Genomic DNA, 19,465 nt, shown 5'->3' on the forward strand with positions numbered 1-19,465 from the left:
GCTCATCTCCGATCGACACTGCCGCTCAGTTGCGGACGGGGCCGGTGGAATCACGCTCGATCAGCGTGACCGGCACTTTTACGACCGCGCCTTGAGATTCGTCCCCTGTTTGGTGCTCCTCGATCAGCGCTTCCAGCAGCCGTGCTGCCTGCCGCCCGACATCGCGGATCGGCTGCGCGACCGTTGTCAGCCGCGGAAAGACATAGGCTGCCTCCGGCAGGTCGTCGAAGCCGACGACCGAATAGTCGTTCGGAACGGAAAATCCGCGATCCTGAATGGCGTGGATTGCGGCAATCGCCGAAACGTCGGTTGTGCCGATGATCGCGGTGACCTCAGGTCGAGACGCCAGCAATTCTCGCGCCAGCCGGTAGGTTTCCGCAAAGCTGTGCTCTTCCGCCATCGCCACGATGGCAGGTGCGATGCCATCCTTGGCCATTTCCGCCGTGATGCCCTGAAGGCGAAGCTGGATAGGTTGGCTGTGTGCCGGCGCGCCGACGATGGCGATCGCCCGGTGGCCGAGGTCGATCAGATGGCGCGCCATCAGCCGTCCACCTTCCGCGTGATCGGCCATGACAGCGTCGTCGGCGATGCCGTTCAGCTCGCGGTCAATGGCGATGATCGGAATACGGGCGTCCCTGAGCACCCCGAAATGCTCGATACTGCCGAAGGCGCTCGCCACGATGACGCCATCGACGCGCTGGGCGAGCAGCATGGAGATATAGCGCACCTCGTGGTCCAAGTTTTCCGCCGTGCTGCAGATCAGCGTCTGATAGCCGTGCTGGAACAATTCCTGTTCGATGGCATGGGCCAGGATGCCGAAGAAAGGCACTTCAATCGACGGCAGCATCAGTCCGATCATCCGGCTTGGTGCACCCCGCAGCATACGTGCACCCTTGCTGGGTGTGTAGTTCAGTGATCGGATTGCCGCCTCGACCCGGTCCCTGAGCTCAGGCGAGGCATAACCGCTGTTGTTGAGAACACGCGAGACCGAAGAGACTGACGTTCCTGCAAGCTTAGCAATATGTCTGATGCTGGTCGTCACGTGCTCGCATTTCTTTCTCTACGGCGCCGCGCGTCTTTTCAGACGCGCATAGCACGCTAGCACAGGAGCGGTCGAACATTCATCAGGCGGGCTGCTGAAGTTCACCTCCATTTGTCATTCCACTAGATCACTCGCGGGACGTCGCATCAAGCGCGCCGCTGTTCGAAGACCTTTCTGTCGGTGCAAAACCGCAAGCCTGGCGCTATACAAGTCAAAATAAAATCACATAAAACCACATTTATAAAGATTGGTTTGTGTTTGCGGTCTGATATTGTCGCTTTGGCGGGCGTCCGAGCCATTTTTTGAGAGAAGCAAAATGATCAATTGCCTCGTAGTCGATTTGGGCGCTGGGAGCGGGCGGGCGATGCTGGGCCGCTTCGACGGACAAAAGATCGATCTTTCGGAGGTTCGCCGGTTCTCCGGGATGGAGATGCGCCTCGATGATGGACCCCACTGGGACCTCAATCGTTTGCTTGAGGAAATCAAGAAAGGCTTGCAGCTGGCACTCGAGCGTTGCGCGAAGATCGATTCCATCGGCGTGGATAGTTGGGGGGTAGATTATGCTTTCGTTGACGCCACCGGACAGCTGCAGGCCGCGCCTCACCACTACCGGCATCCCCGTTCCCAACGAGGCTATGACGCCTTTCCCACGACACCCAGCGAAATGTTCGAACGGACCGGTTCGCAGGTTCTCCCAATCAACACGGTCTATCAGCTTTTCAGCGCAGGCAAGGAAGATCCATCGGTGATTGCCACCAGCCAGCGCGTGCTGATGATCGCCGATGCCGTCAATTATCACCTGACAGGGGCAGTCGGCGGCGACCTTACGCTTGCGCGCACCTCCGGCCTTCTCTCGTTGGACGGAAAATGGGATCGTTCCATTTGCAGCAGCGCCGGCATCCCCCTCGGCCTGCTTCCACCGTTAACGCAGCCGGGCACGGTCCTTGGCCGGCTTCGGGAAGAGCTCCAATTGGAACTTCAACTACACAACCGAATTCCCGTGATCTCGGTCGCGGCCCACGACACTGCAAGCGCAGTATGCGGACTTCCACTACGCACGCAGGAAGCCTTCCTGATCTGTGGTTCATGGTCAATCATCGGCCGCGAGGTGCGTCACGCGATTACTTCGGAGGACGCCCGGTTAACCGGTTTCGGGAACGAAGGTGGCATTGAAGGTCGTCAGCTTTTCTTACGAAGTTTGAATGGGTTACATCTGCTGCAAAAGCTTCGTTCGCACTGGTCGGCGCGCGTAGGGCAGGAGATCAGCTTCGCTCAAATGTCAGACCTTGCGACGATTGCCTCCGCACGGGGGATGTCAGCCTCGATCAATCCGTCGGATCCAGCTTTCTTCGATCCGCCCGACATTGTGGCCGCTTTGACGCGCGCCCGCCCCGAACTCGCTGGATGCACCAATGACGACCTCGGCACTCTCGCACTTGCCGTTTACCGCGGGTTGACTGAAGACGTTGCAGAAAGTCTTTTGGCGCTCGAACGGCAGACGCATGAGCCTGTGGCCCGCCTTCGGATCTGTGGTGGCGGGGGCCAGGACGCTCTTTTGTGCCAAATGATAGCAAACCGCACCAGCCGTATTGTCACCGTCGGACCAATCGAAGCAAGCGCTTGGGGAAATATCGCGATGCAGCTGATTGGCCTTGGTTTGATCGAAAACCTTGCAGCGGCTCGCATCGTGATTGAAAAGTCGGCCGATATCCTGAATTACTACCCTCAGAAATAACAATGGGTTTCCCCTAAAAAATGCTCGCAGTCGAACGAAGACAGAAAATTCTTGACCTGGTCTATCGTCACAAGACGGTGCAGGTCACTGATCTCAGCAAGTCTTTTGGCGTCACCGAAGAGACGATCCGCCGCGACCTGCAGACCTTGGATGGAAGCGGGCTTCTGAGCCGTACACACGGCGGGGCGGTAGCAAGGGAAGCCGAAGCGGAAGATCTTCCCTACCGGATGCGTCAGGTCACCAATATCGAGGCGAAGCGAAAGATTGCCGCTCTCGCGGCTGCATTGGTGCACGATGCGTATGCCGTTATGATTGACTCTTCATCGACAGCTTTTGAGGTGCTCAGCGCGCTTAAAGATCATCACGACCTAACATTGATTACCAATTCCGTACGCATTACCGCCAACCCCGGAGCAACGCAGCACACCATCGTGTCTGTCGGCGGCGAGCTGCGTAAGCAGTCGATGACCTTCGTAGGAACATTGGCGACGCAGGCAATCGCCAAATTCAATGCCGATATCGCGCTCATCAGCTGCAAGGCCATCTCGATATCGGGAGGCGTTATGGATGCAAGCCTTCCGGATGCTGAGGTCAAGCGTGCGTTCATTGCCGCCGCCCGAAAGGTGTGTCTCCTCGTCGACGGGGACAAGTTTGATGGTTCGGCGCTCACCAGCGTCTGCCCTGTAGATCAAATCAACGCTGTTATCACCGATCGTCAGCCTTCCCAGGAATGGATCAAACATTTTCAGAAGCTGGACATCCCAATTCTCTATTAAAAACAACATTTTCAGACATTAAAATTTCTGTTTTTGTTGACTATGTCGCTGTCGCGGTTATGGTCCTCTCCGGTATTGAAGGTGAGGATCATGGAAAATAATCTCGAACTGCGTGAATTTATCTGCGAGGTGGGCCGACGCGCCTACGCGCGTGAGATGGGCGCGGCCAACGACGGCAATATTTCCGTTCTACTGGATGACGGTACGCTTCTTTGCACGCCGACCGGTGTCTCCAAGGGCTTCATGAAGCCGGAAATGATCTGCCATATCGAGCGCAGCGGAAAGCCCATCGGTGATGGGCGATATCGTCCGTCCACCGAAATGGGCATGCATTTGTGTGTCTACGATCATCGCGACGATGTGCGTTCCGTCGTGCATGCGCATCCGCTTTACGCCACCGTGCATGCCATTTGTGGCAAGCCGCTGACCCAACAGATCATGCCTGAGTCGACAATGTTTTTGGGCGAAGTCCCGTTAACCCCGTACGGCCTTCCGTCCACGCCGGAACTGTCGGACGCCATCATACCCTACCTGCAAAGACACGATGCGCTTTTGCTCGAAAACCACGGTGCCCTGACTTATGGGCATGATTTGAACAGCGCCTATTTCAAGATGGAAGCACTCGATTATTACGCCAAGGTCGTCTACCTCGCGGCCTCCTACGGCGGCGCCAAGGAGTTCAATGCAGATCAGATCGAGAGGTTGCTCGATGTTCGCCGCAAGCACTTCAACCAGCCAGGCCGCCATCCGTTTTTGAATCTCGCAGAGCAAGTTCGTCAAGATGATCATTGATCTTCTGAAGTCTATGTGGAGGACACAATGTACGCAGAAAAGTTTCGCCTGGATGGCAAGGTCGCCGTCGTTACGGGTGGCGGACGCGGCATAGGGCTAAGCTGTGTCGAGGCGCTTGCCGAACACGGAGCAAAAGTTGTCATTGCCGATATTGATAAGGCAATCGCCGATGAGGGCGCGGCGGCAATGAAGGCAAAGGGATACGATGTCGCCACCTACCAGGTCGATGTTACGAAATCGGCGGACGTCGATGGGCTGGCCGACTGGGTGGTCTCGACCTATGGCAAGGTGGACATCCTGGTTGCGAATGCAGGGATCGCTCGTTCCGGCGTCGCCGCAGAAGACGTGACCGACGAGCATTGGCTCCACGTCAATGACGTCAACTACAATGGCGTCTTTTGGTGCAACCGCGCCTTCGCCCGGCATATGCTCAATGCCAATTCGGGCTCGATCGTCAACATTGGGTCGATGTCGGGTCTGATATCGAACCGCCCACAGAAGCAAACCTACTATAACGCCGCCAAGGCTGCCGTGCACCAGATGACATCGTCGCTTGCGGCCGAATGGGCCGACCGTGGCGTCCGTGTCAACGCCGTTGCGCCCACCTACATCGAGACTGCGATGACCACCTATCGTCACGACAATGAGGGAATGATCGATGTCTGGCTGCGAGATACGCCGATGCACCGTCTCGGCAAACCTGACGAGATCGCTTCCGTCGTCCATTTTCTTGCATCGGATGCGTCAAGCCTCATGACTGGTACGACAGTCGTTGCCGATGCTGGTTTTACCTGCTGGTAAATCCATTCCGAATGTATTTTGGCCGGCGGATCAAACGACCGGTGAGATCATGTCTAGTTTGAGGTTCGCATCCATGAGAGTGATGGCCAAGCTTGGGCTGCCGGCTTTCAGTCGGTTCCGACTTGCAAACCGAACCGAGGTGGCTGAAATCTGCAGGTAGCCTCAGCGAAGACATGTCCACGTACCGAATATTTTGGCGATCACTTTCCCGTTCTCACGTCGCAACTGCCCATGGACAGTTCTTTGCTCGTCGGAAAAATCAACAAGGTCGAAGAAAACGCTTTCATTTCGTTCGATATTTCCCAGGAAGAAGACGGCCTTACGGACGACCGGCCCCTTGCAGGGAAACCAGTTTTCCAAGGCGCGATCGGCGAGAGCCTGATACTCGGCAAAGTAAAACAGGCCTGCGCCGTTGAACTCCTGGGAGGTGCTGGGATCAAACCGAAAGGTTCGGAGCGCTTTGTTGGCGGGGACCGGAAACCCGAAATGCGTTGCTAACCGCCCATTCCGGATGTCTGCAGCATTCTGGGCGAGAAGGCTGGGCTGGAACCGCTGTCCCTGCGGCTCAGGCAACGTCACACGGGCTATCGAGTGATTGTTGTCTTTGATCGTTCTGTGAACGAAGGTTGAGATGAGTTCGACCGCGCCGACGCTTCGTCCGTGGACAGACAATTCGTGTCGGGTCGACGTCCGGGTTCGCGAGACTACGGACAGTCTCGAATGGATGGTCAAAATGTCGTTTGCCTGTACGACGTCGAAACATGCATCCGTCAGTGACGTTGCACAGATCGCGGCATAGGCCTCCTCTCCATCGGCCGTTCTGAAATCCGCATTGTCGAACCCGAGATGACAGGCAAGCATCAGCCAGTGACGATGGCCGAGTTCCTTCATCAGCCAGGTCTCCGATAGCCCGTTTCCATTCAAATGGGGCATGCCGAGCAGCATATGCGGATCAAGGGCACGTTCCATCAGGTCGCGTGCCGAAGGTCCTGCGGGCGGAAAATCGAGAAGGGCCGCGCTCATGATTAGGCGCTGACCGATTGCTTGAGAGACGATGTCTGCGCCGAACGTCGAGCTGCCAGATGCCCGACCACATGTTCGGCATCTCTGCCGACGCTGAGGAACCGGCCCGAGCCCCAGGTCCAGAGCCAGGGAAGTCCGAGCACGTAAACGCCATCGACGACGGTGACGCCGCGGCGATGAACGGGATAGGCATTGCCATCGAAGATCGGCAGTCCGACGAAGGACCAATCCGGACTGAATCCCGTGGCCCAAATGACCGAGGTGATCCCCTCCGCCTTCAGGTCGAGTTCGGCGATCTCCGCCTCAGGCTCCCAGACGGGGATATAGGGGGACCCGGCCGGAGCATCGATGCCCTTTTCGGCGATGTGCCGGTCAATCAGGGCATTGATGCCGTTGTAGACACGGTCGGCGCCGTCGAGATTGGCCTTCAGGTTCGGCTCGAACAGCATCCGGCCGGCGGCGACGCCGGACATGCGGCCATAAAGCGCCATGCCCTCCAGCGCGAACTTGCGCAGATCGATATCGCGTCCGCCGTCGCGTCCTGTCAGGTAATGGTTGGTGTCGTGCTTCTTCTTCGTCATGCCATCATGTTCGACCGTGATGTCGTACTGGCCGATATCGGAAAGCCAGTCGACTACATCGCGACCGCGATAGAACCGGGCGCAGCGTGGCGCGTTGCCGGTGACGAGATGCACCTTGCGGCCGGCCAGATGCAGATCCTCTGCAATCTGGCAGCCGGACTGGCCGGAGCCGACCACGATGACGCCGCCGTCCGGCAGGTGATCGGCGCTGCGGTAGGCGGCGGTGTGGATCTGCATGATGTCCTCGGGCAGGCGCTCGGCAGCACGCGGAATGGCCGGAGCTGCATAGAGGCTGGTGGCGATCACCACGGCGTCGGCGGTCACCGCGCCCGCCGAAGTCGCGAGCCGGAAGAGGTCGCCGTGCTTTTCGAGCGACGTCACGCCGGTTTGCTCGAAGACCGGCGCATCGAGCTTTTTCACGAAGCGATCGACATAGGCGAGAATCTCGTCCTTGACCATAAAACCGTGCGGATCCGTGCCGTCATAGGGATGGTCGGGAAGCTGGCATTGCCAGTTCGGCGTCACCAGGCAGAAGGCGTCCCAGCGTTCGTTCTTCCACTTATGCGCAACGGTCTTCTTCTCGAAGACCACGTGATCGATGCCGTGCCCCTTCAGATAATGAGAGGCCGAGAGCCCGGCCTGGCCACCGCCGATGACGACTGCACTGTAATGGCTCTTGAGGAATGGTGTGGTCATGGTGGGTCCTTTCAAAGGATGAAGCTTTCGCAGCGGACTTCGGCCCCTGCGTCGGTGAGATAGGGAGTGGCGGCCTGTTCGATGCGCGACAGCTGGCCGAGCGCTAGGGAACAGGGATAGCCGTATTTCGCCTTGACCCTGTCGCTGGCGATGGTCAGCGCCGTGCGGCTGCGATCGAGAAAGTCGGACAGCGGATAGCTTCGGCCCTCGGCGAAATAGTCCTTGATCACCAGGGAGGGCGAGTAACAGGTCTCCTTGCGGCCATCCGGCCAGGCAATGACGAACCGCATTTCAGGCATGGTTGGGCTCCAACAGACTGTGATAGCGGGCAAGATGGGCTATTGCGGTTTGGTGCCAGCCATGGCGGGCGGCAACCTCGAGACCACGGGGAATGATCTGCTCGCGGATCGGTGCGACCAGCGCCAGCGCCATGCCCTCGGCAATGGAGACGGGATGGTGCGGATCGCACCAGATCGCATCGCCGGGACCCAGATATTCGGTGAAGGGCGCAATCGAGGACGTCACGACCGGAATGCCACTGGCCATGGCTTCGAGAACGACGAGGCCGAAACCTTCCTTGAACGAGGGAAATACCAGCGCATCCGCCAGCCGGTAGAGGCTGGGCATGTCGGTATCTGCTATCGGACCGGTGATATGCACCGCCGCGGCGTCCCGACCGAGGCAGGCGAGGCAAGAACGGAACTCTTCCTGATAGTCGCCATGGTCCAGGAGCGAGGCGCCCCCGGCAATGACGAGCTGGGCATCCGGCCGGATGGCGCGGACCTGACGAAAGGCTTCGAGAATACCAAGGGTGTTCTTTCGCGCCTCGATGCCGCCGACACTAAGGAAGATCGGCCCGCTTCCCAGCTGCAGCCTGTCGCGCAGAGCGACCTGCTCCCCGCTCCAGGCCGGCGAGAAGCGGTTGGTGTCGACGCCATTGCCGACTACCACCGCATCAATGCCGCGATCCTCTCTCAGCTTGTCCCGCCAGAGGCGGCTGACGGCGAAGACGATATCGGCCGCGTCGATCGCGCGATCTTGCAGAGCCATCAGACGCGGATCGGCGAACTGGTCGATGTGGTGGACCGTGCGGGCAAAATTCGGGATCAGGCCCTCCAGCTTGAGGGTTGCCAGCGCATTGCCGGAAATGCCGTCATGGGCGTGGAACAGGTCGAAGCCATTGGTTGCGGTTCTTCGGAAATAACCGACATAGTCGGCAATCCGCTGCTCGACCATTTCCGTCATGTCCGCGGGTGCCGGCGGCACGGCAATGCAGGCCGTGCCGCAGGAGGGCTGACGAAAGAAGCCCGCCCCCTTGGCATCAGGCGCATGCAGGACCACCTCATGGCCAAGCGAGGTCAGCGCTTCCGAAAGCTGCATGGCATGAACCACGCCGCCACGCGGATTGGTGGAATGGGTCAGCATGGCAATGCGCAAGGTTCGGTGCGACGGGAGGCTCATGCGGCGACATCCTGCCGACCGAGCTGCAGAAGGGGTGTTTCGGCATGATTGCGCACCACTGCACGGCTATCGCCATCGACCAGTGCGACCTCGGCACCAGCCACGACTGCGCCGATGACCGCGGCGCTGATGCCGCGCGCGGTGAAGCGGGTGACGACATCGACCGCATGTTCCGGCGCGACCGAGAGCAGATAGCCGAAGCTCGGAAAGGTGACGAGCCAGCGGCCGAGGCTCACACCGGCGGGCAGGGGAATGGCGGTGACGTCGATATCGATGCCGACATGCGAACATTCTGCGAGCATGATGGCCGTGCCGACGATGCCGCCCTGGCTGATATCCTTCGCAGACAGCGCCAGCCCGGCCTCGGCGATCTCGGGTAGCAGCTCGAGGTCGCCGCGCAGGCGCGCCGGCGCGGCGTCGGTGGCGGCTTCCCAGTTGTTGAAGGGTTCGCGGTAACGGCCGCGATGGTCGATCGCTGCAACCAGCACATCGCCCGGCTGTGCATCGAAGCTCGTCAGCAGCTTCTTGGCACGACCGAGAATGGCGACCGACAATTGGCCGCGTTCGGTGCGGATATTGGTGTGCCCGCCGACGATCGGCACGCCAAAGGCGCTGGATGCCGCCCGCATGCCTTCGAGAACGGGTGTCGCGCCAGCCTCGCCATTGGCCCAGACGGCATCAACCACGGCGATTGGCCGGCCGCCCATGGCAACGACGTCGGAGATATTGACCATGACGCCGCACCAGCCAGCGAACCAGGGGTCGGCGGCGACGAACTCGTTCATGAACCCTTCGATGGCAAAAAGCAGATAACCGTCGCCATCACGCAGCGCGGCGCAATCGTCGCCGACGGCAATCTGCTGCCCCTGCAGGCCGAGCCTTGCCGCAATCGTGCCGATATCCTGCTTGGCGGCGATGCCGCTGCTGGTCGAGAGTTTTGCCGCCAGGGTCTTGATGTCGATCGCGACCATTCTCACGCCGCCTTTCTGGAAAGGGCGGTGAAGCCTGCCTCGGGTGTGACGCAGGGCGGATAATAGGCAAGGTCGGCCTTCATCCTGAGATGCGGCTTGCCGTAGACCTCGAACTCCTCGATCACATCCCAGTGCAGCCTGCGGAACAGCAGACCGTTCTGAACCTGCACATTGGCGAGAAATGTGTGGCATCCGATCGCATTGGCGGAGGATACGGCGAGCTTGATCAGGGTCGCCCCCAGGGCGCCGATCTTGCGAAAATCCGGATGGACCGCCAGTCGCGAGCCCCACCAGAGGCCGGGTTCGGCCTGATGGATGCGCACCGTTCCGACCAACTGGTCGGCGGCAATGCCGAGCATGGAGAGAGCCACGATCGGGATGGCGTCGTCGTCGATCGCGTCGCGGTCATCGCCTTCGAAGATCCGCTGTTCCTGGCAGAAGACGGCGCGGCGTAGCGTATGCGCTTCGCGGCGCTCCCAGGCGGAGGTTGCGAACTTCACCTGGAATTCGCTCGAGCGATAGGGAGCAAAGGCTTCGAGCATCATTTGGTGAGCATCCTTTCATAGGTGGAAAGGGCGGAGCAGGCGCCGCATTTGCCGCAGCCGGCCTTGATGTCGACGGCCTTCAAGCCGCTGACGACCAGCATCCTGGACAAGGGTCCGAGGATCGAGTCCATGAAGTCGGGCCGCGGCGCCGGGTGGCTTTCGAGCGGCGTGCCGGAGATTGGTACGAAGGGCACGACGAAGGGATAGACACCGAGCGCAACCAGCTTTTCGCAGATGTCCAGAATGGCTTCACGGCTGTCGCCGAGACCCGCCAGAATGTAGGTCGAGACCTGGCCGCGCCCGAAGACCTCCACTGCGGCTTTGAACGAGGCCATGTATTTGGCGATCGAGACCTGCGCCTTGCCCGGCATGATGCGGGCACGCACCTCCGGCGTTACGGCTTCCAGATGCATGCCCAGTGCATCGACGCTGGCCTCCTTCATGCGGGTGAACCATATATCGTCTTCCGGCGGCTCGCATTGCGCCTGGATGGGAATATTGACGGCCGCCTTGATGGCGCGGGCGCTGTCGGCGAGGATCGCAGCACCGCGGTCGTCGCCCTTCGGCGTGCCGGTGGTCATCACCATATGTTTGACGCCGTCCAGTTCGACGGCGGCCCTGGCGACTTCCGCGAGCTGCTCTGGCGTCTTGTGGGCGATAGTGCGGCCGGCGGCCAGCGATTGGCCGATGGCGCAGAACTGACAGGTCTTGGTGCGGCTCTGATAGCGGATGCAGGTCTGCAGCACGGTGGTAGCGAGCACGTCCTTGCCGTGCAGAACGGCGATCTGCGAATAGGGAATGCCGTCGGCGGTCGAGCGCTCGTAGAAGCGCGGGCGCAGGGGAAAGGAAACCTCGCCCAGCACCGTGCCGTCCCGGCTGATACGGCTGCGACCCATGTCATCCGGCTTTTCCACCAGATAGGGGCTCTCGAATGCGGGTGCGGTGTGAACCGGCACCATCACCGTCATGCCGTCAATGGTCAGCGCCTTGTGGTCGGAAGGTCCGGCACCACCGCGGCGGCTTTCATGCCCGGCCTTGGGGTCAACGAGCCGGGCTCCGTAGGACTGCAATTCGTTGATCAGAATCTCGGTCGGCAGACGTGTCGTATTCTCCATCGGAAAGGGTCCTTGCTTCGGCTGTGGGGAGGGATGGCTGGGTGGTGGTGACCATCGGCGCCGTGGCGCGGCCATCCATGACAAGATGCAGCAGCTCGGGTCGGGCATAATGGCCGACCGAATCCATCATCCGCTTGCGTTTGACGATCAGGCTCATGTCGAGATCGGCGATCAGGATGCCTTCGCCTTCTGTGAGCGGCGGCACGACATGTTTGCCTTCGGGCGAGATGATTGCGGTCATGCAGCCGCCGCGCAGCGCCTTCTGCAGGCCGGCGTCGGACGTGATGGAGGCGATCTGCTCGTCGGTCAGCCAGCCTGTGGCATTGACCACGAAACAACCGCTTTCCAGCGCGTGGTGGCGGATGGTGACTTCCATCTGGTCGGCAAAAATCGGTCCGACCATCGAGCCCGGAAACTGGGCGATATGGATATCCTCGTGCTGGGCCATCAGAGCGTAGCGGGCCAGTGGATTGTAATGCTCCCAGCAGGCCAGCGCCCCAAGGCGTCCGACGGCGCTGTCGACCACCTTCAGGCCGGAGGCGTCGCCCTGGCCCCAGATCATTCGCTCATGAAAGGTTGGGGTGATCTTGCGACGCTTGAGGATGAGCGTGCCATCGGCATCAAACAGCAGCTGGGCATTATAGAGCGATCCGTGGTCACGCTCGTTGACGCCAAGCGCCACGACGATGCCATGCTGGCGGGCGGCTGCCGAGACGGCATCGGTGGCAGCACTCGGCACCGTGACGGCTTCCTCATAAAGTCGCACATGCTCCTTGCCGGAAAGAACCGGCGGCAACACGAAAGAAAAATAGGGGTACCAGGGGACGAAGGTTTCGGGAAAGACGATCAGCTCGGCGCCTTTGGCGGCGGCCTCACGAATTGCATCCAGCACCCGGGCCAGTGTTTTCTCGCGCGAGGTCAGATCCGGCGCGATCTGCGCGGCGGCAACCCGGACGCTCGGTTTTTTCTCCATGACGAAATCCTCGATTGACGGGTGGGGAGGCGGAGCGCCAAGGCTCCGCCCTTTATTTTTTGGGGCGCCTGATGCTCAGAGCGTCCAGGTATCAAGGATGAAGGCGCCGTCGCGGCGATGGATCAGGATCAGGTCGAGAACGTCGAGCGGACTGATCGGCGTGATGCCGGGGATCAGCGCGCCTTCGCCATGGCCGTAAAGCGCCTGAAGGGCAAAACGGCACGCATAGACTTTGCCGCCTTCTTCCATGAACTTGACGATCTGGTTATTGAAATTCAGATGGCCGGGAAAGGCCTCCGCCCCGAGCGTCGGAAAACCGCGCTGGACGCCGAGCGTGACGCCCGGGCCGTAGAGAAGGACCGAGGTCTCGAACCCCTTCCGCTTCAGGCGCGTCGCCTGCAGCAGGTTGACGAATCCGATCGATCCTTCGAAGGCCACTGTATGGAAGGTGACGAGGGCCTTTTCGCCTTCGCCGGCCTGTACGTCCTCAAAAACCTTGTCCTCGTAATCGACAAGAAAGTCGCCTTTTTGATTGGCTGGCTTGGTCACTGCGGGCATGGATGGCTCCTTGATTGAAATCCGATCCCCATCCGGGGAGCATCCATCCAATTGCAAGCGCCATGCCAGATTGATTATGCACAAATAGCAGTCAAATCTGTCGATAATGCATTCAATTATACTATCAATAACGAAAACAAAAATTTTAGAGCTAATTTTCTGAGCGACGGCGTGCAAAAATCGAATGCACGAAAGCTCAAATCAGATGCATTCAATTGGGCGTCAATCATTGGAGGGAGCCATGACATTTGTGCAGCCCGGGCCAGGATCGAAGCTGTTGTCCGAGTTGAGGCCGCCTTTCCGGCGACGTCGCAATGCAATGGATGCGTCTCGGTCCGAAGAAGGGCTACGCGTCAACAGGCATTATCGCATCAATCGAAAAAACCTAGCTATATTGAATGCAATCAATTAAAGCGGTTGGATGTGTGCGTGAGACCGTTGGTGTACCAACGGAACAAGCCGCCAATTCCGCCGACGGCGAAAGAGGATGCCTTGATTCCGTTCTCGCCGATCACAGTCGTATCGCTCTTTTCAGAAAACAGGAGAAACTATGAGTCATAAACCCACGATCATTCTGGTGCACGGCTTTTGGGGTGGGGCCGCCCATTGGGGAAAGGTGATACTCGAGCTGGCGCATAGGGGCTATCAGTCCGTTCACGCCGTCGAACTGCCGTTGACTTCGCTCGCCGAGGACGCTGAACGGACACGCAAGATGGTGGCCCAGCAGAAAGGGCCGGTCGTGCTTGTCGGTCATTCCTACGGCGGTGCGGTCATCACCGAAGCGGGAGATCAACCGAATGTCGCGGGGCTTGTCTATATCGCCGCATTCGCCCCCGATGCAGGTGAAAGTCCAGCTGCTATCACCCAACGGCATCCGCCCGCGGCAATGGCCAATATCGAGCCGGACAGCGACAGCTACCTCTGGCTCAAGGCCGATAAATTTCACGAAAGCTTCTGCCAGGATCTGCCTCCCGAAGAAGGTGTCGTTCTGGCGGCCACCCAAAAAGCGCCGCTTGCCGGTACCTTTGGCGACGTCGTCACCGCGCCCGCCTGGAGGAAGAAGCCATCCTGGTATCAAATAGCAAGTGACGACAGAATGATTGCTCCTGAAAACCAGAGGGCAATGTCGGCTCGTCTCGGTGCTCGGAAAGTCATGACCTTGGAAGCAAGTCATGCTTTGCCGCAATCAAAGCCTCTGGAGGTCGCGGCTTTTATCGATGAGGCGGCCATGGCAGTCTCAAAGTAAGAACAAGGCGCTTGTGGCGGGGGCGTGAGAATAAGCGCCTCCGCGCGAGCCGCCCGATCATCTGCTTGATCGCTTCCGCCTTCCATGCTCCGGCTTAATCCCTGCTGCGCCGGTATCGAAGGGATCAGTTCAACTAAACGCGCGATGATGGGCACGCTCTTATCACTGAACGACGAGGGCTTGCTTAACTCTTGAAATCAGAACGCGGGAGCCGTCGGCGGTGAAGTGCCCATAGTCGAATTGGACTGGGTCTCCGCTTTTTGTCCACACCACACAATCTGGGTTGCACATCGTCTTATAGGTAGAGATGTATGTTGCCCCGCTTCCGGCCAACGCGTCTTGAATGTCCAGACCGATGTGTTGTCGAGGCACCAGATGATCGGCGGCCTTAAATGGTTGCTTGTCGTAGAGACTGTGTGCGAGCAACCGCGGCAGGGAAGATTTATACTCTGCCACTGGTCCGAAGACGACGATCTTTTTGGCAAATGGTGACAGGTAATCCACCGTCTTTCTGATGAGTTTCACGTCATCTTTTGTCCAGCGTCCAGCCAATACGAGAACATCGACTTTATGGCTCGGCAAGAATTCCTTGAACATGTAGTTCATGAGTTCGATGCAGCGTTCCTCGCCTTCGGCGTCGAGGGTGGGACGACATCCTGATGCGTTCGCTTGAATGACATTGGCCCCCGAAAGCGCCCTTAGCCCGGGATATAGATGAGCGGCGTGACTATCACCGACAAGCGCCATGTTTTGCTGATTGTTTGATAGAGCCAGGCAGGCATCACGATCATATTTTTCGATGCCGTCGTTTGACGTGAGGAAGCATTGTCCACTGCGAAAGGCTTTCGAAGGGTCGTAGTCAGCAAATTCCGCCACCCGTTCAACAGCCGTGTTGTCCTCTTTCATTTGATCGGCAGCGAGTTGCCCGACAAATGCCAGCATTGCTACGGATGCGATTGAAGCAGCTCCGGCGGCTACGGACACGAGAGGTCGGTATCTCATTGTTCGGAACGGCGTTTCGACAAATCGCCACGAAACATATGCGACGACGAAACTCAAAGCGATCGGCACCAATTGCCAGCCATGCTCCCAAGCTCCGTACTGGTTCGAAAACACCCAAATCGGCCAATGCCACAGATAGAGGGAGTACGAGATCAAGCCTATAGCAGTGGCGACCCTCAATGAGAGAAGCTTGCTGACAAGGGTGCTTGGGCCCGTCCAGATGATCAGCGCCGTGCCTGCGGTCGCGGGCAACGCCGTCAATCCGGGAAACTCGGACGTCTTCGACAGCAGCAACGCGCTGAGGCAGATGAGCAAAGCACCGATTGCCGAAAGCACATCGTTGATCCGCGCATCAGAGAATTTCGTCAGTGCCGGTCCTGCGATGAGAGCGCCTACGAGCAGTTCCCACGCGCGATACTGTACAAGATAAAAGGCTGCGGAGCGGTTGATTGGAACAGTGATAATGGAAGCAATGATGCTGACCGCAAAAAGCCCCGCTATGGCCATCCCGGTTGCCCTGCGCCCATATCGGCTTGCCAACATGACGATCAGTGGAAAAAAGACGTAGAACTGCTCTTCGACCGACAACGACCATGTGTGCAGGACTGGATTGAATTCCGAGGAATCATCGAAATATCCAGTTGTAAAATAGAAATAAGCATTTGAGGCAAAAAGCGCGGAGGAAGTGACAGACTTAAAGACCCGCAAGCTTTCGTCAGGCAGCATCGTAAAATAAGAAGCCGCCATCACAACGGCATACATGACCACGACAGCGGGAAGAATTCGTTTTGCGCGGCGACTATAAAAGTTGCCAATCGAGAATCGGCCATCCCCGACGTCAGCAAGAATGATTTTCGTAATCAGGTATCCCGAGATCACGAAAAAAATGTCCACCCCGATAAATCCACCGGGGAGAATGCGGTCAAATCCACAGTGATAAAGAATCACAAAAATTACGGCTACGGCACGCAGGCCGTCGATATCTTGACGATGCGTAATCATTTGGGCCTCGATATTTGGCCTCCCAGGATTTCGTACCGTGAGACCGGTCAATATGCAATCAGCATCAGGGTGAAATGAAAACTACTCGCCTTAGACGGGCTTCTGTCCACAGCGAGAACGACCTCGAGAGTCGGCGGAGGGGCCGCAAGGGTCATCGGGTGTTTTCGGAGTATTGCTTATTTTACCATTCGTCCGATGAAGCTGGCGAGAAGCAGAGCGATGTCCATCCGCTTCTCATTTCGACGGTGATTCGACTAAAGGGCACATTTTACAGCTGCCTTTCAACGGTTCCACAACTCAGGCCATAAGGCTGACGGGTGATTTAACATTGACTGCCGAAACGCAGCGCGGCATTGCCAGGACGGCTTGCAGGCCAAATTGGGCGAACGTGTGACCAACAGAGTGCCGGAAGGCGATCCCAGGGCAGCACGCAGCTGGACGGACACAGTTTCAATCGATGTGGCCGGGACGTCATGGGTCTATTTACATGGATTTCTCAGGGGTCGTTCAGGTTAGGATAATTTCCAGATATTCAAACATCCGCCACACGACCCCTCATTATTAGAAGCTGTAACCGTATCGAATGGAGATCCGATGCCCGCCATCTTGCGAAAGAAAATTCACGGTGCATCCACGCGGGGACAGGTCATCGACGGCGCTCCGGACATCGGCGTCGCCTATCAGGTGTTTTCCGATACGGTGGTCGAAGACGTGATCGTCAAGAATTCTCCCCGCGGCTTCAAATTTCACAATGGCAGGAATCTCGTCATACGGCGCTGTGAGACCGAGAATGTGAACGGCGACGGCATTTACCTAACCATGACGTCGGACGTGTTGCTGGAGAACAACCGCGTCGGCCCGGCGCCCGGCCAGGGGGCGGATTGTTGCCAATTCGCCTACGAAAACGACGATCGCAATGTGAGCTCCAATGTGGTGGTTCGGGGCAACCTTTTTCTTCAGTCGCCGACCAGCACATCCAACAAGGGGGCGCTGGTTTGCGGTAGAACGCGACAATACCTTGTTGAATACAATTTCATCGGGGGGAAAAATTTCTCCTTTTCATCGATCGGCGACGATGCCGTCGTGCGCAGTAACGTCATGCGCGACGGGAAGATGAATGATTATTCCTTCGGGTATGGGGTTGGCGATCAAGTCGACCATGCTGGCCACCATGTTTATGACAACAGGATCGAGAACAGCAATCGTGGCGTGAGTTTGAGCGGTTACTCGGACCAGAGCCTGGCATTTCGCAAAGACATGGATATCCACGATAACGTGATCAGCGAATGTGAGATTGGGTTTTTTGCCAATCGGCCGTGGTCTGGAAGCTTTCGACGCAACATATTCTTGCGGTGCAAGCAGGACATCTTTCTGAAAGGAAACGGCAAAGCGACTGCGGGGGAAATCGAAGGCAACTATCTCAACGACGGCAGCTTTCTGAACGTCACGCCGCCGCCGCTTCGCGTCAAGCCGGACGGAAAGGCTTCCGTTTCCTCCGGCGAATGGACATCCGAGCCCGACGAAATCCGCATCCAGTGGCGGAACAAAGGGATCGATATATCAGGCGCCAACCGGCCCTCCATTGCGATCGAGCCTAGCATGGAATTGTCATGCGTCTTGCTGGCCCGCAAGGGGCAGAATTGGATGTTGGCGATTGCCGAGACGGCCTATGACGATTTCACGCCGCGTGCATGGCAAGAAAACATGCTGCCTTGGCAGAAGCGCTATCTCTCTATTTAATCGCCACACTGAGGCCAGGCGGAGCCTCAGTGAAGCCTCCGCGTCTCAAGCCTCACGCGGTCTCCGGTTTGCCAACAACCTCGGACGCAGCTCGGAGAGTGCAATCACCGTGTGTGGCCAGAGAATAAAGGGTGCGAGCATCATCCCCGCCTCTGTCATGGATCCAAGCATGATCAGGATGATAATCACGATCTCCTTCCGTCTGGCGCCCGATTGCTCTTGATCGGATTCGACGATTGTCATCTTCCGGAAAAGGCGAGTCACCAAGAACACGACCCATGCACCGATACCGGGAATGCCGATATTGAGGGCAAGTTCGAGATAGGTGTTGTGCGTCGACCGCGCGTCGAACGTCACCTTGACATATTCCTCCATGACATCAGGCTGGCGGAACATCGCAAAGCCGTAACCGGTTATGGGCCTATCCCATATCAGCGGAAACAGCTGTTCCCAGATGTTGGTGCGCCCCGAGAAAGTAAGGTCTTTGCCGAAAGCTTCAGCAACGGCAGAGGCCACACCTAAATAAATGAAACTGGCGGCAAAACCCACAAGAAGAAACAGCAGAGCGACGACAAATGAGCGAAAAAGGCGATTTGGGTAGACGTGGATAATCCGGATAGCATACAGCATGACACTGCCGAACATCGTCAATACAACCGCTGTCGAGGACTTTGTCGCTACAATCAAAGCGAGGAGGCAAAGCATCGCAGCCCATCGAACAAGCGTGCTGTAACGAAGTCGACCTAGCTTCTGCGTCGACAACAGGCAAACAAAGCTGACTGAGCAAAATTGTCCCAATGTATTCTTGTGGTAAAACGCTCCCTTTACCATACCGGCATAGCTGCCGCGCATGATTGCAAATTGCGGGAAAGCGGCAGTATAGAGAACATTGATAAATGCCGCCGCGATCGCAAAACGCCCCAGGATGCGAAATGCTTCCACGTTGCCATAGCGCGCGCGATAAAGAAGCGGCGGGACCGCAAGAACGATGACGGCGGCCAATCCCTTTAAAGATGCACCTTTGTCAATCGAGAAGACGATTGATGTCAGACAGGAAATGGCAACGACCCCGATGAGCGGTGAAATCCTTGAAAAGGTTCTTATGAATTGCCGTTGTTCCAACAGAAAATACAGACCGGACAATGGGATAAGGCTGTAAAGCATTAACTTCATCGGAAGCGGGTCTACCGACGCGCCATCATCGAAATTTGCAGGCAGGCCGTACCACATGCCGGTCGCCCGCCAAAGCGCCGCATAAAATGCGACAGTAAGAACCAGCTTCGCCAGCACGTCTCGCCTGACGCGCCATCTGGACGCCGTGCGCCGACGGTGGCTGCCTTGATAATAGTCTCGTGCTATAGACGCGTCTTGTATCGCCATTAAGAGCTCTTCTATCTCATGTTCGG

At 58.0% G+C, this 19,465-nt stretch carries 18 protein-coding genes; 6 read left to right on the forward strand and 12 right to left on the reverse strand.

Annotated features, from left to right (window positions below):
• Positions 1-25 precede the first annotated feature (25 nt).
• The gene (locus tag AB8B31_RS01590) at positions 26-1,042 is read right to left on the reverse strand and encodes a LacI family DNA-binding transcriptional regulator (protein ID WP_028734063.1); all 1,017 of its coding nucleotides are present in this window, start codon (positions 1,040-1,042) and stop codon (positions 26-28) included.
• A gap of 316 nt (positions 1,043-1,358) precedes the next feature.
• Between AB8B31_RS01590 and AB8B31_RS01595 the strand changes: the two genes are divergently transcribed.
• The 4 genes from AB8B31_RS01595 (at position 1,359) to AB8B31_RS01610 (ending at position 5,146) form a co-directional block, all read left to right on the forward strand.
• Positions 1,359-2,777, forward strand: a complete 1,419-nt coding sequence (locus tag AB8B31_RS01595; protein WP_130759241.1) for a rhamnulokinase — start codon at positions 1,359-1,361, stop codon at positions 2,775-2,777.
• Positions 2,778-2,797: 20 nt separating this feature from the next.
• The gene (locus AB8B31_RS01600) at positions 2,798-3,553 is read left to right on the forward strand and encodes a DeoR/GlpR family DNA-binding transcription regulator (RefSeq protein ID WP_130759242.1); all 756 of its coding nucleotides are present in this window, start codon (positions 2,798-2,800) and stop codon (positions 3,551-3,553) included.
• Between the two features lie 90 nt (positions 3,554-3,643).
• Positions 3,644-4,345: a class II aldolase/adducin family protein gene (locus AB8B31_RS01605; protein ID WP_130759243.1), complete on the forward strand. Its 702-nt coding sequence runs from the start codon at positions 3,644-3,646 to the stop codon at positions 4,343-4,345.
• A gap of 27 nt (positions 4,346-4,372) precedes the next feature.
• Positions 4,373-5,146, forward strand: a complete 774-nt coding sequence (locus tag AB8B31_RS01610) for an SDR family NAD(P)-dependent oxidoreductase (RefSeq protein ID WP_130759244.1) — start codon at positions 4,373-4,375, stop codon at positions 5,144-5,146.
• Between the two features lie 162 nt (positions 5,147-5,308).
• Here AB8B31_RS01610 and AB8B31_RS01615 read toward each other — a convergent pair whose 3' ends face one another.
• From AB8B31_RS01615 to AB8B31_RS01655, 9 genes are all read right to left on the reverse strand, one after another.
• The gene (locus tag AB8B31_RS01615) at positions 5,309-6,169 is read right to left on the reverse strand and encodes a Pnap_2097 family protein (protein ID WP_130759245.1); all 861 of its coding nucleotides are present in this window, start codon (positions 6,167-6,169) and stop codon (positions 5,309-5,311) included.
• A 2-nt stretch (positions 6,170-6,171) separates the two neighbouring features.
• Positions 6,172-7,446, reverse strand: a complete 1,275-nt coding sequence (locus AB8B31_RS01620; protein WP_130759246.1) for an MSMEG_0569 family flavin-dependent oxidoreductase — start codon at positions 7,444-7,446, stop codon at positions 6,172-6,174.
• Positions 7,447-7,457: 11 nt separating this feature from the next.
• On the reverse strand, positions 7,458-7,745 hold the full coding sequence (locus AB8B31_RS01625; RefSeq protein WP_018445851.1) for an MSMEG_0570 family nitrogen starvation response protein: 288 nt from the start codon (positions 7,743-7,745) through the stop codon (positions 7,458-7,460).
• The gene (locus AB8B31_RS01630) at positions 7,738-8,907 is read right to left on the reverse strand and encodes an MSMEG_0565 family glycosyltransferase (protein WP_130759247.1); all 1,170 of its coding nucleotides are present in this window, start codon (positions 8,905-8,907) and stop codon (positions 7,738-7,740) included. The genes AB8B31_RS01625 and AB8B31_RS01630 overlap by 8 nt, the downstream gene beginning before the upstream one ends.
• Positions 8,904-9,878 carry a sll0787 family AIR synthase-like protein gene (locus AB8B31_RS01635; RefSeq protein ID WP_130759248.1) on the reverse strand — a complete coding sequence of 325 codons (975 nt, stop codon included), beginning with the start codon at positions 9,876-9,878 and terminating at the stop codon, positions 8,904-8,906. Before AB8B31_RS01635 ends, AB8B31_RS01630 begins: the two co-directional genes overlap by 4 nt.
• Positions 9,879-9,880: 2 nt before the next feature.
• On the reverse strand, positions 9,881-10,423 hold the full coding sequence (locus tag AB8B31_RS01640; RefSeq protein ID WP_130759249.1) for an MSMEG_0567/Sll0786 family nitrogen starvation N-acetyltransferase: 543 nt from the start codon (positions 10,421-10,423) through the stop codon (positions 9,881-9,883).
• Positions 10,420-11,538: an MSMEG_0568 family radical SAM protein gene (locus AB8B31_RS01645; protein ID WP_130759250.1), complete on the reverse strand. Its 1,119-nt coding sequence runs from the start codon at positions 11,536-11,538 to the stop codon at positions 10,420-10,422. Before AB8B31_RS01645 ends, AB8B31_RS01640 begins: the two co-directional genes overlap by 4 nt.
• Positions 11,465-12,511, reverse strand: coding sequence for a Nit6803 family nitrilase (locus tag AB8B31_RS01650; protein WP_130759251.1), 1,047 nt, complete (start codon positions 12,509-12,511; stop codon positions 11,465-11,467). The genes AB8B31_RS01645 and AB8B31_RS01650 overlap by 74 nt, the downstream gene beginning before the upstream one ends.
• A gap of 75 nt (positions 12,512-12,586) precedes the next feature.
• A complete protein-coding gene (locus AB8B31_RS01655; RefSeq protein ID WP_018244765.1) occupies positions 12,587-13,069 on the reverse strand; it encodes an MSMEG_0572/Sll0783 family nitrogen starvation response protein in 483 nt (160 codons plus the stop codon).
• A gap of 550 nt (positions 13,070-13,619) precedes the next feature.
• Here AB8B31_RS01655 and AB8B31_RS01660 point away from each other — a divergent pair.
• The gene (locus tag AB8B31_RS01660) at positions 13,620-14,315 is read left to right on the forward strand and encodes an alpha/beta hydrolase (RefSeq protein ID WP_130759252.1); all 696 of its coding nucleotides are present in this window, start codon (positions 13,620-13,622) and stop codon (positions 14,313-14,315) included.
• Positions 14,316-14,477: 162 nt separating this feature from the next.
• Here the strand turns inward: AB8B31_RS01660 and AB8B31_RS01665 are convergent, their stop codons facing one another.
• On the reverse strand, positions 14,478-16,319 hold the full coding sequence (locus tag AB8B31_RS01665; protein WP_130759253.1) for an acyltransferase family protein: 1,842 nt from the start codon (positions 16,317-16,319) through the stop codon (positions 14,478-14,480).
• Positions 16,320-16,913: 594 nt separating this feature from the next.
• Between AB8B31_RS01665 and AB8B31_RS01670 the strand changes: the two genes are divergently transcribed.
• Positions 16,914-18,059 carry a right-handed parallel beta-helix repeat-containing protein gene (locus tag AB8B31_RS01670; RefSeq protein ID WP_130728870.1) on the forward strand — a complete coding sequence of 382 codons (1,146 nt, stop codon included), beginning with the start codon at positions 16,914-16,916 and terminating at the stop codon, positions 18,057-18,059.
• 45 nt (positions 18,060-18,104) lie between these two features.
• Here AB8B31_RS01670 and AB8B31_RS01675 read toward each other — a convergent pair whose 3' ends face one another.
• On the reverse strand, positions 18,105-19,439 hold the full coding sequence (locus tag AB8B31_RS01675; RefSeq protein WP_130759254.1) for an O-antigen ligase family protein: 1,335 nt from the start codon (positions 19,437-19,439) through the stop codon (positions 18,105-18,107).
• Positions 19,440-19,465 lie beyond the last annotated feature (26 nt).

The organism is Rhizobium sp. 62_C5_N11_2, assembly GCF_051811185.1.
In the GTDB taxonomy this organism is placed as follows: domain Bacteria; phylum Pseudomonadota; class Alphaproteobacteria; order Rhizobiales; family Rhizobiaceae; genus Rhizobium; species Rhizobium leguminosarum.